The sequence below is a fragment of the Bradyrhizobium sp. HKCCYLRH3059 genome, from assembly GCF_051168035.1.
Lineage (GTDB): Bacteria > Pseudomonadota > Alphaproteobacteria > Rhizobiales > Xanthobacteraceae > Bradyrhizobium.
The window spans coordinates 540,893-556,436 of record NZ_JBNPUF010000005.1; the positions used below are offsets into that span (position 1 = coordinate 540,893).

12 protein-coding genes are annotated in these 15,544 nt (G+C 65.0%); 6 read left to right on the forward strand and 6 right to left on the reverse strand.

The window, feature by feature from the left end; genetic code table 11:
- Window positions 1-11: 11 nt before the first annotated feature.
- From ACQR13_RS18980 to ACQR13_RS18990, 3 genes are read right to left on the reverse strand one after another with little or no spacing between them, the layout of a single operon-like run.
- Complete coding sequence (locus tag ACQR13_RS18980; RefSeq protein ID WP_434863095.1) at window positions 12-851, reverse strand: hypothetical protein; 840 nt, start codon at window positions 849-851, stop codon at window positions 12-14.
- 16 nt (window positions 852-867) lie between these two features.
- Window positions 868-2,367 carry an argonaute/piwi family protein gene (locus tag ACQR13_RS18985; protein ID WP_434863096.1) on the reverse strand — a complete coding sequence of 500 codons (1,500 nt, stop codon included), beginning with the start codon at window positions 2,365-2,367 and terminating at the stop codon, window positions 868-870.
- Window positions 2,354-3,667, reverse strand: coding sequence for a DUF4365 domain-containing protein (locus tag ACQR13_RS18990; RefSeq protein ID WP_434863097.1), 1,314 nt, complete (start codon window positions 3,665-3,667; stop codon window positions 2,354-2,356). Before ACQR13_RS18990 ends, ACQR13_RS18985 begins: the two co-directional genes overlap by 14 nt.
- Window positions 3,668-4,662: 995 nt before the next feature.
- On the opposite strand from ACQR13_RS18990, the gene ACQR13_RS18995 reads away from it, so the two are divergent.
- Window positions 4,663-7,305, forward strand: a complete 2,643-nt coding sequence (locus tag ACQR13_RS18995; RefSeq protein WP_434863098.1) for a TIGR02302 family protein — start codon at window positions 4,663-4,665, stop codon at window positions 7,303-7,305.
- Window positions 7,306-7,370: 65 nt separating this feature from the next.
- Here ACQR13_RS18995 and ACQR13_RS19000 read toward each other — a convergent pair whose 3' ends face one another.
- Window positions 7,371-8,201, reverse strand: coding sequence for a MurR/RpiR family transcriptional regulator (locus tag ACQR13_RS19000; RefSeq protein WP_316171800.1), 831 nt, complete (start codon window positions 8,199-8,201; stop codon window positions 7,371-7,373).
- Between the two features lie 211 nt (window positions 8,202-8,412).
- Between ACQR13_RS19000 and ACQR13_RS19005 the strand changes: the two genes are divergently transcribed.
- The gene (locus ACQR13_RS19005) at window positions 8,413-10,761 is read left to right on the forward strand and encodes a phosphocholine-specific phospholipase C (RefSeq protein ID WP_434863099.1); all 2,349 of its coding nucleotides are present in this window, start codon (window positions 8,413-8,415) and stop codon (window positions 10,759-10,761) included.
- A 55-nt stretch (window positions 10,762-10,816) separates the two neighbouring features.
- Here ACQR13_RS19005 and ACQR13_RS19010 read toward each other — a convergent pair whose 3' ends face one another.
- Window positions 10,817-11,281: a metallophosphoesterase family protein gene (locus tag ACQR13_RS19010; RefSeq protein WP_434863100.1), complete on the reverse strand. Its 465-nt coding sequence runs from the start codon at window positions 11,279-11,281 to the stop codon at window positions 10,817-10,819.
- 29 nt (window positions 11,282-11,310) lie between these two features.
- A complete protein-coding gene (gene greA, locus ACQR13_RS19015) occupies window positions 11,311-11,793 on the reverse strand; it encodes a transcription elongation factor GreA (RefSeq protein ID WP_315753843.1) in 483 nt (160 codons plus the stop codon).
- An 83-nt stretch (window positions 11,794-11,876) separates the two neighbouring features.
- Between greA and ACQR13_RS19020 the strand changes: the two genes are divergently transcribed.
- The 4 genes from ACQR13_RS19020 (at window position 11,877) to ACQR13_RS19035 (ending at window position 15,535) form a co-directional block, all read left to right on the forward strand.
- Entirely contained in the window at window positions 11,877-12,830 is a 954-nt protein-coding gene (locus tag ACQR13_RS19020; protein ID WP_434863101.1) for an IclR family transcriptional regulator, read from the forward strand.
- 28 nt (window positions 12,831-12,858) lie between these two features.
- A complete protein-coding gene (locus ACQR13_RS19025) occupies window positions 12,859-13,803 on the forward strand; it encodes a dihydrodipicolinate synthase family protein (RefSeq protein ID WP_315718119.1) in 945 nt (314 codons plus the stop codon).
- 72 nt (window positions 13,804-13,875) lie between these two features.
- A complete protein-coding gene (locus tag ACQR13_RS19030) occupies window positions 13,876-14,703 on the forward strand; it encodes an ABC transporter ATP-binding protein (protein ID WP_315718118.1) in 828 nt (275 codons plus the stop codon).
- Complete coding sequence (locus ACQR13_RS19035; protein ID WP_434863102.1) at window positions 14,696-15,535, forward strand: ABC transporter permease; 840 nt, start codon at window positions 14,696-14,698, stop codon at window positions 15,533-15,535. Before ACQR13_RS19030 ends, ACQR13_RS19035 begins: the two co-directional genes overlap by 8 nt.
- Window positions 15,536-15,544: the final 9 nt, after the last annotated feature.

The window sequence follows — 15,544 nt, forward strand, 5'->3', positions numbered from 1 at the left end:
CGGGTGGGACATCACTCGGCCGATTCTTCAGGCCAACTCGCGACTATTTTGTCGAGTAGCGCTCCGTACACCCCGCCAGTTCCGTGGCACGTCAAGATGTGTCCCCCGTCGTCCTCCTTCGTTTGATAGTAAGGCACGCCCCATAGCCGAACGGCCGCGATGTTTGGCTTCTCGCCGTCGATCTTAAGGTAGATTCGCCAAATCGCGCCCCCGCTGGTTCCCCCGTAGTCGCCCGGAAGCTGGAAATCGGGATAGTCCGTGGGGACGAAATCGAACAGCTCATAGCCGCCTACGGTACAGGAGCTCGAGATCGTACCGTTCGAGAACAGCGCTTCGAAACCCTTCCTGCGCTCGCGAGGCCGCTCGGCCGGCAAATCCCTCGTGCGCTCGTCGATCATACCGATGACAGCATCTATGTACTCCAGCGATGGCTCAGCTTCAGAGGCGTCGGAGCGATGTTTGAGAAGATTGTAGAATGAGCCGATTGCCTCGAACCAACCGACAGTATCGGGTGCCAGCCGCAGGAATCCCAGATCGGGACCATCAAGACCGAAGGCGTCGCTGCGCAGCACGATCTTAGTGGCATTCGCCATATCGATGGTGCGCTTGCGATAATGAACGGTTTGACCGCTGTACTCTACTATTCCCACCGCACCCTCATCGGGAAGATTGGCTAGAACGTGCGCGGCCGTCAGGATTCCTCGAACCCTGCCGACGGAGACAAGCGTTCCGGACCCAGCGCCGACCGCGTCCTCGACGCGGTCGCGGATCTCAAGTTTGGCAAAACCGATCGTATAGGCTGCTATCGCATCGCTGATGGCCGTAGTTGGGATGGTCACGATGAGTGCCATGAAGGCTGCTCCCGTCTCACATATAGAACCGATACCTCGGATCGGGGATCGTACCGTCCGGAACGTATTTCAGTATGTCGCCGACCTGGCGCGCCGCCTTGAGCGTGATAGGTAGGGCCCCGTCGAACTGCGTTCCGTTCCAGTTCATCTTCGTCAGCGCCAGCGTCTCCTTGAGCAAGAGATTCCAGTCAGGCGTGTCGCGGCGCTGCGCATTCAGCACCAGCGGATTCGGGACATATAAGCCGGGATAGGTTCGGAAGAAGTCGACGCTTCCGCGGGTATAGAGGATGGTATGCTCGTCGTCGAGACGCATGGCGGTCCCGCGCAGCGGCGGGTAGACGCCGTTACGAAAGAGGCGGACCGGAGACCGCCGCGGCATCCATATAAAGTCCGCAATCTCGATTTCGGACAACTCGATGGCTCTCTGGAAACCCTCACGTTCTTCGGGATGGAAGCGCGAAGTCTTGTGAATGACGAGGCGCGCTGGATAATTACCGTGCTCCTTCTTATAGCTCTGCAGCGCTGTGCGAGTTAGGCTGAAGGCGTCCGTCGCGGAAAGGTAGGGTTGCCGATCAGCCTTGTCTCTGAGGCCCGGTCCCCCCTTAAGGATCAGTCCTTCACCGCGCTCATCAAATAGTTGTGCCGAACTGGTCTGCAGCGAGGTGCCATCAAGTCCTTCGAAGAAGCTGACGCCCATGAATGTGGCCGAGTATTCTCGTTGGTCGCGGACCATGCGCCACGGCGTGCCTCCTGCCTTGTAGTACAGCGCACAAAAGAAGTTCCAAGCGCGCGTCGCCTCGTCCTGAACTTTCCGAGTAGAAAATTCAGCGAGCTTGCGTTTCACGACGGCATCATTGTCGTAAGTTGTCGGCCACACGATTTGGATAGGGATTCGCAGTGCGAGCGTTGCGGCTTTCAGCGCTCCGCGGAAGTTATCGATCTCCCGGTCAATCACCGGCGCGTCCTCAGGCTCGCTCTCGTCGGCAGCAACTTCCACCGGGTCGTCATCGGACGGCCGGCTCCTCATGTTGCTGACCCGCTCGATCATCTCCACAGGGAGCGCGCAGATGACAACCTGGGGCGGCTGGTCCTGCTCGGCGAGGCTTTTCACCTCGTTCGTGAAAGCCTCAACCGCAAGCAACACGGCCATGTCGTCGTTTTTCTCCGACACGATGCGCGTGATGAGCGACGGAGAGAGCGTCCGGACGTGTCGAGTACCGATTTCGAAGCTGCAGCGAAACGGTCCGAGGATCGTGCTGCCGGGGAATGCCGGGAAGAGGTTCGGTTGACGGCTTTTCTTTGCGGGAATGCCTCCCTCGCAACGGTGCAGCCAGTCACTAAGCTTTCCGACGGTTTGGGAGGAGCCAACGACGCCAAGGCGGATTTCCTTGGTGCGATCGGTCGAAAAATCGACGGGGCCGTAGTCCATAAGGCCAAAGCGCACGTCAATATGCCGGCCATTTGCGGCGAACTCAAGCAGGGGTTCGGCAAGATGGGAGAGATCAAAGGAGTTCAAGCTGTGCTTTCTCCATTCGCGTCTTCTCCTCATCGTCCTCGTTCTCCCGCCACAGATCGTCAGCAACACCGAATGGTAGCCCAAGTGCTGGGATTGTGGCGAAGGAGAGCTGGTCCTTGCGCAAGAGGTCTGGCTGACGGACCAAGAATGCGGTCCACATGCCGATGTGGCCGCGAACGCTCTGGTTGGTCTCAAGCCGTTTGATTCCGCTCATCCTGTCGGCAGAGTAGCGGAATTCGTTATATCCGTCGGAAGTGAAGTGGTAGGTCGGTTCGATCGCCATGTACCACTCGCCTGCGATGCGGACAAAGTTGGCGTGGAAAGCGTCGTGGCGGAAGTAGGACGGCTTGGTTTCTCCCTCGCGCCTGTAGGACTTCACTACCTTGCGCTGCGTTTTGTTTTCGAACGAACGATAGGACCAGGCTCTCGTTTCCTTTCCCTTGCCGATTTTCCAAAACAGGTAGCGGCGATCCCGCCAGAACGCCAAGGTATCGTGTACCATTTCGCCAAGTGCTCGATGCAGCAACTGCACGAACAGGCGCCGCGTCACCTCGCCGTCCGATTCGCACCACTGCAACGTATCGACAGTCCTTTCGCTGCCCTCCTCGATGACGTCGCGAAACGGCGGGACCGAGATGTCGCGGAAGCTGTAGATGTTCTTGCCGTGGAGAATCCAGTCGACCGGGGGGCTGCCATACCGCTCGACCAGCGCCTCTCGGACTTCAGAGTAGCTCGATGTGGTTTCCGCTACATGCGTCTTGGCCGGGAACGAGACCTTCAGCAAGTTGGTGTTGAGCGTCTCGGCAATGCGGGTCGAAGGGACGATCCGTCCCGGAGCGGAGAAGCTGGTGACCGTGGCGGCTAGTCCCGGGAGCGCTGCCTCGTCAAGAGCGTCTTTGGACTTGTCGAAGACGACCTTGCGAGTCCGCCGGTGGTCGGCGTCTGCGAACCATGTGTGGAGCGCCTTCCAGTATATTTGCTCGTCGTTTAGCCTAGCGACAAATAGCACGACCGGCACGTTTGAGTTCATCCAATAGTCGAGATCTGCCTGCCTAGCGAGGTAGCTGAAGCTCTCGTCGGTCTCTTCGGTCAGCCGCCCTTCCTTCTGAGTCTTTAGCTGTGCGGTTATCCACTGGGCACGGACCTCGCCGGTCTGGGGGTCCCTCAATTCGAGGAACCCGTCGATGCCCGCATCTAACGGGCCGTTAGGATGGAAACTTAGGCCAACCGAAAGAAGCCGTGCGCCCAAAAGATGGACGCCCTGCTGACCAATCCTCTGTGGTTCCGAAATCTTCTTCACTTCGCCGATTCGCCTTCTCCGATCTCGTAGCCGGCCTGCAACGGGAGGGTGAGTCCATGCTAAAAACTCGCCTTCCACAAGGAATTCTTTCGGTGGAAGGCTTCTCTACCGCACACGCGGGGCACCGTCGGTTACCGCCCGCTTAGGCTGTTCGGTAGCTAAGAAAGATTCGCCTTGCGCTTTATCCGAAATCATGCTCTACTCCGCGCATCCCGTCCCGCTGAGGGGGCGCTTCGCGGTCGTCACGGACGTCGGGTGCGGGATGCGGTGGGCGCATTGGGACGCAGCGTGGGCTTGCTCGCGCGGACGAACGATCCCGGTGCGACGATGAAGTCGCGTGGTTCTGGCATCCCGGTGCTGATGCCAAGTTGGCGGTGACGAATCGCTGGCGACGGGGGCAAGACAGCCGTTCCCCGGGAAGATCGCGTATAATTCGTAACACCATCGCGCAGGGAAGGCCGGGTGATCTCGGCTGAGCCTGTGGTTCTGCCGCGTGCTTTTTGTTGCACGCGGACCATGGGCGCCGGCCGGCGCCCGGTCTTCCCTGCGCCCTCTGTTTGATGAGGGTGAGATGTCAGGCATCACTCGGGCGCCGCCTGCGTCGCGAGAAGGACGGTGCTCGTCTCGCCGATGATTTCTCCGCGGAGTGTTTGATCACGTGCATCGTGACGTTCGCCACGACGTCATTGCGAGGAGCGCAGCGACGAAGCAATCCAGAGTCCCACCCGGAGCCCTGGATTGCTTCCGCCTTCGCCCGAAGGGCTTCGGCGGACACGTCGCTGCGCTCGCAATGACGGAGTTTGGGGTGTGCGGCGTGGATCTCTCCGTTGTCACCGGGTGCCCTGCTGTCATCGGAGAGCCCCGTAGCTTTCCGGGAACCCGGCCGGTCACACTCCCGTGTGAACCGCGGCTGGCGGCGGGAAAGCCCGCGCAGAGCGGGTGCCTCACGGCTGCCTTTGTGCTAGGGTGAACATCCGGGCAACTTGGAGAGATTGTTGAGCGGCATCACCCCCGAGCCGGCCGGGCCGGCAAGCAGCACGCCCGATGGCCTGACGCATGATGGCTTGGCGCGGCTCAAGCTGGCGCAGGCGCTGAAGCGGGCGCGTCTCGCCATCGCCTGGGAGCGCGGCTGGCCGCATCTCGCCCGGCTGCTCACGGTGGTCGGTCTGTTCCTGATTGTCTCCTGGGCCGGCCTCTGGCTCGGCCTGCCGTTCGCGGTCCGCATGATCGGCGTCGGGCTGTTTCTGCTGCTCCTGCTCGGCGCCGCCGTGCCGATGCTGAGATATCGCTGGCCGACCCGCGACGAGGGCCTGGCGCGGCTCGATCGCGGCTCGGGCATCGCCCATCGCCCCGCCACCGCTCTCACCGACACGCTGACCACCAAGGATCCGATCGCGCACGCGCTGTGGCAGGCGCAGCGCGAGCGCACCTTGGCCTCGATCAAGCGCATCCGCGCCGGGACGCCGCGGCCGCGGCTGTCGCTGCACGACCCCTGGGCGGTGCGCGCGCTGGTCATCGTGCTCCTGGTCGCGACCTCTATCGCGGCCGGCGACGAGCGGGCACTGCGCGTGGCCTCGGCGTTCGACTGGAACGGCGTGCTGACGCCGGTCACGGTCCGGGTCGATGCCTGGGTCAAGCCGCCGCTCTACACGGCGAAGCCGCCGATCATCCTGTCCGCCGCCAACAAGGAAGGCGCGGTGCCGGCGAGCGGCCCGATCGTGGTGCCCCAGGGCTCGACGCTGATCGTGCGTTCCAGCGGCGGCAATCTCGACATCATCACGTCAGGCGGCATTGCCGAGGCGGCGCCCGGCGAGGTCGCGGCCGGCGAGGCCGCGCCGAAGGGCACCACCGAGAAGCACTACACGATCAAGACCGACGGCACCGTTCACGTCCGCGCGCCGTCGGGGCAGCCGCAATGGGTGTTCGCCGCGACGCCGGACAAGCCGCCGGTCATCAGCATGGCCAAGGACCCCGAGCGGCAGGCGCGCGGCTCGCTGAAGCTGTCCTACAAGCTCGAGGATGATTACGGCGTCACCGAAGCCCGCGCCAAGGTCGCCGCGCGGCCTGCCGAAAGCAAGGCTGCCGAAAGCAACGAGAGCAAGACCGCCGACGCGCCCGCCGCACGGCCGCTGTTCCAGCCGCCGGAGTTTCCGCTGGTGCTGCCGAACGCGCGCACCCGCAACGGTGTCGGCCAGACCGTCAAGGATCTGAGCGAAGACCCCTACGCCGGCGCCGACGTCACGCTCACGCTGACGGCCAAGGACGAGGCCGGCAACGAGGGCACCAGCGAGCCGTTCGAGACCAGGCTGCCGGAGCGGCTGTTCACCAAGCCGCTGGCGCGGGCGCTGATCGAGCAGCGGCGTCTGCTGGCGCTCGACGGCAACCGCAACGGCGACGTGTTCACCGCGCTCGATGCGCTGGCGATCGCGCCGGAACTGTTCACGCCGGAGCCCGGCCAGTATCTCGGCCTGCGCTCGGTGACGCGCCAGCTCGAGGCCGCGCGCACCGACGATGCGCTGCGCGAGGTGGTGGCGAGCCTGTGGGCGCTCGCGGTCACCATCGAGGACGGCAACATATCCGACGTCGACAAGGCGCTGCGCGCGGCCCAGGACGCGCTGAAGCAGGCGCTGGAGCGCGGCGCCAGCGACGAGGAGATCAAGAAGCTCGCCGAGGATCTGCGCAAGGCGATGGACAACTACATGCGCCAGCTCGCCGAGCAATTGCGCAACAACCCGCAGATGGCGCAGCGTCCGCTCGATCAGAACACCAAGGTGCTGCGCCAGCAGGACCTGCAGAACATGATCGACCGCATGGAGCGGCTGTCGCGGCAGGGCGACAAGGAGGGCGCGCGCGAGCTGCTCGAGCAGTTGCAGCAGATGCTGGAGAATTTGCAGATGGCGCAGCCCAACCAGGGCGGCGACAACGACATGGAGCAGGCGCTCAACGAGCTCGGCGACATGATCCGCAAGCAGCAGCAGCTCCGCGACAAGACCTTCAAGCAGGGCCAGGACTCGCGCCGCAACCGCAACAAGCAGCAGGGCGACCAGGACCAGGGCATGGGCGACCTGCAGCAGGACCAGCAGGCGCTGCGCGACCGCCTGAAGCAGTTGCAGGACCAGCTCGCCAAGCGTGGCATGGGCCAGCAGGGCGAAAAGGGACAGAAGGGTCAGAAAGGCCAGAAGGGGCAGCCCGGCCAGCAAGGCGAGCAGGGGGATCAAGGCGACCAGGGCGATTCCGGCGACGGGCTCGACGACGCCGACAGCGCGATGGGCGATGCCGGCAGTCAGCTCGGCGACAACAATGCCGACGGCGCCGTGGAATCGCAGGGCAAGGCGCTGGACGCGCTGCGCAAGGGCGCACAGAGCCTCGCCGAGGCGATGCAGCAGGGCGACGGCGACCAGCCCGGCGACGGCCCCGGCCAGCGCGCCGGCCGCCAGCAGGGCGCGCAGCAGACCGATCCGCTCGGACGTCCGATGCATCCGGGGCGCGACATCGACGATTTCTCGCAGAAGATTCCCGGCGAGATCGACGTGCAGCGCGTCCGCCGCATCCTCGAGGAGCTGCGCCGCCGGCTCGGCGATCAGTCGCGGCCGCAGCTCGAGCTCGACTACATCGAGCGGCTGCTGAAGGACTATTGAGGATGGATCGGCCACGGGAGATCATCCCCGTGGCTCATCGTTGTTTTGACCGGAGGCCGCGCAGTTCAGTAGCGCTTCTCGGACAGGATGCGCGCCGCGTGCTGCAGCCGGTCGACGGAGCGCTCGGTGTCGGTCAGCGCGCAGCAGCTGACCAGCGTGTCGATGATCGCGAGCTGCGCGACACGGCTGCTCATCGCCTCCGGGCGATAGCGCGTCTCGTTGGCGACGGTGTAGAGCAGCACCTCGCAATGCGCCGCCAGCGGCGACTTGCCGAGCCGGGTGATGCCGATGGTGCGCGCACCCGCGGCCTGCGCCAGCCGCGTCGCCAGCACGGTCTCGACCGTGCTGCCCGAATGCGACACCGTGACGGTCGCGACGTCGGGCCCGGTCATCCCGGCGCTGACCGCCTGGACATGCGAATCCACGATCGCATTGGCCGCCAGCCCGAGCTGCAGCAGCCGGTACGACAGGTCCTGCGCGATCGGCGCCGAACTCCCGATGCCGTAGATCTCGACCCGCCGCGCCTCGCGCAGCAGCTTCGCCGCCTGCGCCAGCGCGTCCATCGACAGCAGCCGCCGCGTCTCCTGCAGCGAGGCGGCATGCGCCGCGAAGATGTGGTCCGTCACCGTCGCCGGATCATCGCCGCGGTGCAGGTCCTCCTGGATCAGCCGGACCGGCTCGATCAGGTCCCGCGCCAGCATGATCTTGAGCTCCTGGAAGCCGCGTACTCCCACCCGCCGGCAGAACGACACGATCGTCCCCTCGCTCACGCCGCAGGCTTCCGCGACCTCGGTGATCGACATGTGGATGAACGGCTCCGGCCGGGCGATCACCAGCTCCGCGATCTGCCGCGCTTTTGGCGGCAGCTCGTTCTGCAGCTCCCGAATACGAAACAAGATGCCGTTCACGCCCGGCCCAGAACGAAAGGTCGATCCCGTCACGCTGTGCCCCGATACTGAGGAAATCTCATTCAGTTTCATTTCGTAAATAAAAATTTCACAGCGCTGTCAAGTCGCGCTGATACGCCAGGGACGTTCGCAGGAGCAGGTCGGGCTCGCCCCGCCAACCCTGAATACGTTCTTCAAGATTTCAAAAGGTCGTATCAGCATGACAACACGTCGCGATTTCTTGGCAGGCGCCACGGCGGCGGCTGCCTTCGCCAGCATCCGCCAGGCGCTGGCCATTCCGGCACGGCGCCGGACCGGCACCATTCAGGACGTCAAGCACATCGTCATCCTGATGCAGGAGAACCGCTCCTTCGATCACTACTTCGGCACGCTGCGCGGCGTCCGCGGCTTCGGCGACCGCTTCCCGATCCCGCTGGAGAGCGGCAAGCCGGTCTGGTTCCAGTCCGACGGCAGCCGCGAGATTCCGCCCTATCACCGCGACTCCACGACCTCGAACGCGCTGGTCGGCTACGGCACGCCGCACGCCTTCGGCGACAGCCAGGCGGCGTGGAATCAGGGCAAGATGGGCTATTGGGCGAAGTACAAGACGCCCTATGCGATGGGCTATTTCGGCCGCGACGACATTCCGTTCCAGTTCGCGCTCGCCGAGGCGTTCACGATCTGCGACGCCTACCACGCCTCGATCACCACCGGCACCGATCCCAACCGCATCGTGTTCTGGTCGGGCTCCAACTTCAATCCGGCGCTGCGCGCGCAGGGCATCAACTCCACCACCAACGATTCCGAGCCCAACAACCTGCGCTGCTGGCCGAACCCGCACAATTGGGTGGCTGGCCAGGCGCAACCGCAGGCGACCTACAAATATGTCGGCAGCGACTTCGCCTGGGACACGCTGCCCGATCTGCTGAACAAGGCCGGCGTCAGCTGGCACATCTATCAGGACATGAACGACAACTGGACCGGCGCGATGCACGGCTGCCTGGCGTTCTCCAGCTTCCGTCATGCGCAGCCGAACGATCCGAACTACGTGCACGGCCTGACCGGCGGCCCGGATTATCTCGACCGGCTGAAGGCCGACGTGATGGCCGGCACCTTGCCGCAGGTGTCGTGGATCCTGCCGACGCAGGCCAACTCCGAGCATCCCGGCGGCGGCAGCCCGACCCGCGCCGGCAATTTCACCGACCAGGTGCTGGAAGCCCTGACCGCCAATCCCGAGGTCTGGAGCCAGACCGTCTTCTTCCTGACCTTCGACGAGAATGACGGCTTCTTCGATCATCTGCCGGCGCCCGCAGTGCCGTCCTACGACATCAACGGCAAGCTGATGGGCAAGGCGACCTTGCCGCTCGACGGCGAGTATTTCTCCAATACCGTCGGCAACGTGCTGACTGCGACCGACACCATCAGCGGCAACATCCGTCCCTGGGGCCTCTCCGCGCGGGTGCCGATGTATGTCGTTTCACCTTGGAGCAAGGGCGGCTGGGTCAACTCGCAGGTGTTCGACCACACCTCGATCGGTCGCTTCCTCGAGAAGCGCTTTGCGATCAAGGTCGACGCCATCAGCCCCTGGCACCGCGCCGTCTCCGGCGATCTCACCTCGGCGTTCGATTTCGCCAGCCCGAACGATCCGCGCTTCCCGGAATTGCCCGATCAGAGCAACTGGCAGGCGTCGGACGCGCACCAGAAGACGTTGCCGGCGCCGGTTGCGCCCGCGACGCCGCAGCCGCTGTTCCAGGAGAGCGGCGCGCGCTATTCGCGTCCGCTGCCCTATATCCTGCACGCCACCGCGAAGGTCGACGCCGCCGCGGGCAAGGTGAAACTGCTGTTCGCCAACACCGGCTTTGCCGGCGCGGTGTTCCACGTCTACGACAAGCAGCATCTCGATCTCATTCCGCGCCGATACACCGTCGAGGCCGGCAAGATGATCGACGATGAATGGAGCGTCGGCAGCGATGGCCTGTATGATCTCTGGGTGATCGGCCCGAACGGCTTCCATCGTCATTTCAAGGGCGACCTCGACAAGGTCAGGTTGTCGAATGCCGCCAACCCGGAGATCTTCGTCGGCTACAACGTCTTCGAGGGCGGCCTGCACATGCAGCTGCGCAACGACGGCCATGCCCGCGTGAGCTTCACGGTGAAGTCCAACGAGATCTATGGCCCGTTGCAGGCCGTCACCGCCTCAGTCTCGGCCGCGCTGGAGCCGCAATGTCCCGGCTTCGGTCCGCGCCCGGGCTTCCATCCGGTGGGTTTTGGCGTGGTGCCGGGCTTCCGTTCGGCGCCCGACTTCGATGCTCCCGGCTTCGGTTTTGGCGCACCGACCTTCTTCCCCGGACCGAGCCATGGCGGCCCATCGACGTCGTGGACCGTCAAGGTGTCTGCGCCCGGCCGTCACGGCGAGCTCTACTGGCATCTGCGCAAGTCCGGCCTGTGGTACGACTTCGTCGTCACCAGCGACACCGACGACAGCTTCTACCGGCGCGTCGCCGGACATGTCGAGACCGGCCGTCCCTCGTTCAGCGATCCCGGCATGGCGCTGGCCGATCGCTTCTGATCGATGCATCCACGAGATTTGCGGAGGGCGCCCATGGGCGCCCTTTCGCTTTGCCTCAGGCGCTGCCGAGATCGTGGATCGCGGGTGACAGTTGGCCCGAGGAGATGTTCAGCGTCGCCAGGGTGATCGGCAGCCTGAAGCGGCGCGGCCCTGCGCTGCCCGGATTCAGGTAGAGCACGCCGTCGCGTGTCTCGACGCCTGCGCGATGCGAATGACCGGACACGACGATGTCGATACCCGCCGTTGCAGGGTCGATCGCGAGGTCGTGGACGTCGTGCACGACATGGACGGCACGCGTGCCAAGCCTGACGGTCTCGGTTGCAGGATATGCATTCGCCCAGTCTGCCGTGTCGATGTTGCCGCGGATCGCAGTCACCGGTGCGATCAGGCGAAGCCGCTCGACGATCTCGTGCCGGCCGATATCGCCGGCGTGGATGATGTGGTGGACGCCCGACAGACATCGCACTGCCTCCGGCCGCAGCAGCCCATGAGTGTCGGAGATGATTCCAACTTTGAGCATCGTTTCCTGCCGGCGTGATGGGCATCGCCTCAGGCGATCGTGAGAATCTCCAGCTCTTGTCCGGTGACCTCGACCATGTCGCCGGCCGATTTGCCCATCAGCAGGCGAGCCACAGGGGAGACATAGGAGATCATGCCGCGCTTCGGATCGGCCTCGTCCTCGCCGACGATGGTGTAGGTCTGGACGCGGCCGTCGCCGCGCTTGAACGTCACCGTGCTGCCGAACGCGATCTGCTCCGTCGATGTCGGCGCCGGCATCACCTGCGCGGTCCGCACCCGCGCTGCAAAGTAGCGCGCGTCGCGCAGCGGCAGCGCCGACTCCCGTCGCCGCTCGTTGACGTCCTCGATTCCCTGGGCCGCTTCAAACGCCGCCTGGGCTTCGCGCAACTGCTCCTCGAGCGCCTTGAGTCCGGCCGCGGTCACGAGGTTCGGATGCGGCGAGACCGGCCGGTCGGGCAGTTGCGTTTCGGCCGCCGTCTCGGCGCTCTCTTCCTTGGTGAATGCGACGCTCACGCCGGACTCCTGAAAAGGGCCGCGAGATGTCGCGGCCCTCAGGGAGAGATCATGCCGGCTGTGCGGATTTCAAGCCGTGCCGCATGCCGCGCGTGAGCGTGCTTGACAGCAGCGGCGACGCGCATTCTAATATACGAACTATAGTTCGCAATCCGAACCTTGGTCAATCCAAATGCCGGTCGTCAAGGCCGGCGTCAAGCAGGAAACGTCGGAGCCTCCACGTGGACGAGGACAGCAACGCTGGCAAAAGCGTCGTGCTGTCGCTGGCCAAGGGCTTTCAGGTGCTGAATGCCTTCACCAGCGAGGAGCCGGAGCTGGTGCTCGCCGACGTTGCGCGCCGCGCCGCGCTCGACAAGGGCACCACGTTCCGCCTGCTCAACACGCTCGTGATGCTCGGCTATGTCGAGAAGGTCGGCGACTCCAGGCGCTTCCGCCTGACGCTGAAATGCCTCGATCTGGGCTTCAACGCGATCGCGCGCTCGGAGCTACGCACACAGGCGCGCCCGATCCTGCGCAGCCTGGTCGGCGAGATGAACGAGGCTGCCTCGCTCGCGGTGCTCGACGGCAGCGACATCGTCTATGTCGAGCGCATCCAGGCGGGCCTCGTCCGGCTCGGCGTCGACGTCCGCATCGGCAGCCGCGCGCCGGTCTATTCGACCGCCGTCGGCCAGGCGATCCTGTCATTGCTGCCGGTCGAGACGCAGATCGAGGTGCTCGAGGCGCAGCCGCGCATCAAGCGCACCGAAACCACGATCACCGATCTCGACGCGCTGCTGCAGCGCCTGTGCGAAGTGAAGGCTGCCGGCTACGCGCTGTCAAATCAGGAAAATGCGCCGGGGCTGTGCGTGCTCGCCGCGCCCGTCATCGACCGCGACGGCATTCCGCTCGCGGCGATCAGTATCGCTGCGCCCACCATGCGCATCACCGCGGACGACTTCGAGCGGCTTGGCGTGGCGCCGCTGCTCAGAGCGGCAGCCCAGCTGTCCCGGGCTCTGGAGGCCATGGGCGGGGCGACTGCGACGGTCGCGAAACGATGAACGTCGATGTGACGAAACAGGAGCAAGCATGAGCGTCATGACCAATTTCAAGGGGATCATCCCGGCGATCGCCGTCCCCTTCAACGCCGACCATTCGATCGACGAGGCCGAGCTGACGCGCTATGCGGCGTGGCTCAGCAAACGACGCGGCATCGTCGGCATCATGACCAATGGCCACACCGGCGAGGTGTTCAGCCTCACGGCGAAGGAGCGCGCGGAGGTGACGCGCATCGTCGCCAAGGCGCTCACCGGCATCTGCCCGACCATCTCCTCCGTCGTGTGCGAAGGCATCAAGGACGGCATCGAGCATGCGCTGATGGCGAAGGAAGCGGGCGCGACTGCTCTCGACATCATGCCGCCCCATCACTGGCTGCGCTTCGGCTTCAAGCGCGAGCACTGCCTGGATTATTTCAGCGCCATCGGCGAAGCCACCAGGCTGCCGCTGATCGTGCATGTCTATCCCGCCTGGACCCGCGCCTCGTTCTCCTCGGAGCTGCTCGCCGAGCTCGCCCGCCTCGACCACGTGCAGGCGTTCAAGATCGGCACCCGCGAGATGAACAAATACGCCCGCGACCTCAAGGCGATCCGCGCCGCGGCGCCGCACAAGGCGCTGCTGACCTGTCATGACGAATATCTGCTGGCCTCGATGGTGCAGGGCGTCGATGGTGCGCTGGTCGGCTTCGCCTCGCTGATTCCGGATCTGATCTACGATCTGTTCGCTGCCGTCACCGCCGGTGACCTCAAGCTTGCGATGAAGCTGCAGGCCATGATCGATCCGCTCAAGGACGCGGTGTATGGCGGCGGCGAGCCGACCGGGGAGGCGCATGGCCGCATGAAGGCGGCGATGCAGGTCGCCGGCGTGATCCGCGATGCCACCGTGCGGCCGCCGACGCATGCGCCGAGCGCCGAGGAGATGGCCGCGATCCGCGCCGCGGTGGCCGCGGCCGGGTTGACGGTGAAGGCTGCGGCCTGAGCTTGCGAGAGGCGACGGCCGGTGCCGGCCGTTGCCCCGTGATCACAACAAAAAGACACCGGGTGGACGCTGATGCTGACGATGGATGTCGACGATGCAACCCGGCGCGCTGCGGCTGTGCCCGAGGCTGTGCTCATCGCGATCGATCAACTGTCGAAGACCTACGTCTCGGCCTCCGGCGCGGCGGTCCATGCGCTGAGCCGGATCTCGCTGGATATCAAGCCGGGCGAGTTCGTCTGTGTCGTCGGTCCCTCCGGCTGCGGCAAGAGCACCTTGCTGCGTCTGCTCGCGGGGCTTGATAGTTACAGCGACGGCCGGCTGCTGCTCGATGGCGAGGCCGTCGCCGGTCCCTCGCGCAAGGTCGGCGTCGTGTTCCAGGCGGCCAACCTGCTGCCGTGGATGACGGTGCGCGACAATGTCGGGCTGCCCTTGCGCGTCGGCGGCAAACATGCGCCGGCCGGCGATCGCATCGAGCAGCTGCTCGCCGTTACCGGTCTCGGCGATTTCGGCGACAAATATCCCTATGAGCTGTCCGGCGGCATGCAGCAGCGCGCCGGGATCTGCCGCGCGCTGGCGCGCGATCCCGAGATCCTGCTGATGGACGAGCCGTTCGGCGCGCTCGACGCACTGACGCGCGAGCGGCTGAACCTCGAGCTGCAGCGAATCTGGCAGGAGAACCGCAAGACCGTCCTGCTGATTACGCACTCGATCTCGGAAGCCATCTTCCTGGCCGACCGCGTCATCGTGATGTCGGCGCGTCCCGGCCGCATCCTTGCCGATCTCCACGTGCCGATCCCGCGGCAGCGCAGCTTCGACGACATCGTGCTGCATCCGGACTATGCGCGGCTTGCCAGGGAAGTTCGCGGGCTGCTCAATGCACAGGAGCACGGCCATGACTGATCTCGCCAACGTCGCCGTTTCAGCCCTGTCGCAGAAGCCCGCAAGCCCCCGGCGCCGCGTCAGCCTGGGCTCGCCGATCGCCTGGATCGGCCTCGCGGTGCTGATCCCGAGCTGGATCGCCGCGGTCAACCTGCTGAACATCCCGTCCTACATCCTGCCGAAGCCCGAAGCGGTCGTTCGTGCGTTGTGGTCCGGGCTCGCGGTCAGCCCGGCCAGCCCGCTCGGCTATTACCTGCCGCTGTGGAGCACGCTGAGCAACGCCGCCGCCGGCTGCGCCATCGGCGTCGGGCTCGGCCTCGTCATCGGCTCCTTGATGGCCGAGGTCGAAGCCATCGAGCGCCTGGTGATGCCCTATGCGTTCGCGCTGCAGAGCCTGCCCAAGGTGGCGATCGCGCCGCTGATCGTGATCTGGTTCGGCTTCGGTGACGGCTCGAAGGTCGCGATCTCGGCGCTGCTGTCGTTCTTCCCGGTGCTGATCAACAGCTTCACGGGGCTGCGCGCCGTCGAGCCCGAGCGTATCGACCTGATGCGCTCGCTGTCGGCCTCGCGCTTCGAGACCTACCGCATCGTCAAGCTGCCCAACGCCGCGCCCTTCATTTTCGCGGGCCTCGACATGGCGGTGGTCTATGCACTGCTCGGCGCGATCGTGGCCGAATTCCTCGGCGCCCAGCGTGGCATGGGGGTCGTCATCACGCAGGCGCAGGCGGTGTCGGACGTCGCCGGCGTGTTCGCCGCGCTGATCATTCTCGGCGTGCTCGGCATCGTGCTGCATGGGATCGTGCGCTGGTGCGAGGCCAAGGTCGTGCACTGGGGCGCCAACCGGAAAAAATAGGACCACAGG

What these genes read in the sequence shown, in the direction of transcription:
- ACQR13_RS19005 (WP_434863099.1), top strand. Translation starts at nt 8,413, where the DNA reads ATGACAACACGTCGCGATTTCTTGGCAGGCGCCACGGCGGCGGCTGCC.
- ACQR13_RS19020 (WP_434863101.1), top strand. Translation starts at nt 11,877, where the DNA reads ATGCCGCGCGTGAGCGTGCTTGACAGCAGCGGCGACGCGCATTCTAAT.
- ACQR13_RS19025 (WP_315718119.1), top strand. Translation starts at nt 12,859, where the DNA reads ATGAGCGTCATGACCAATTTCAAGGGGATCATCCCGGCGATCGCCGTC.
- ACQR13_RS19030 (WP_315718118.1), top strand. Translation starts at nt 13,876, where the DNA reads ATGCTGACGATGGATGTCGACGATGCAACCCGGCGCGCTGCGGCTGTG.
- ACQR13_RS19010 (WP_434863100.1), bottom strand. Translation starts at nt 11,281, where the DNA reads ATGCTCAAAGTTGGAATCATCTCCGACACTCATGGGCTGCTGCGGCCG.
- ACQR13_RS18980 (WP_434863095.1), bottom strand. Translation starts at nt 851, where the DNA reads ATGGCACTCATCGTGACCATCCCAACTACGGCCATCAGCGATGCGATA.
- ACQR13_RS19035 (WP_434863102.1), top strand. Translation starts at nt 14,696, where the DNA reads ATGACTGATCTCGCCAACGTCGCCGTTTCAGCCCTGTCGCAGAAGCCC.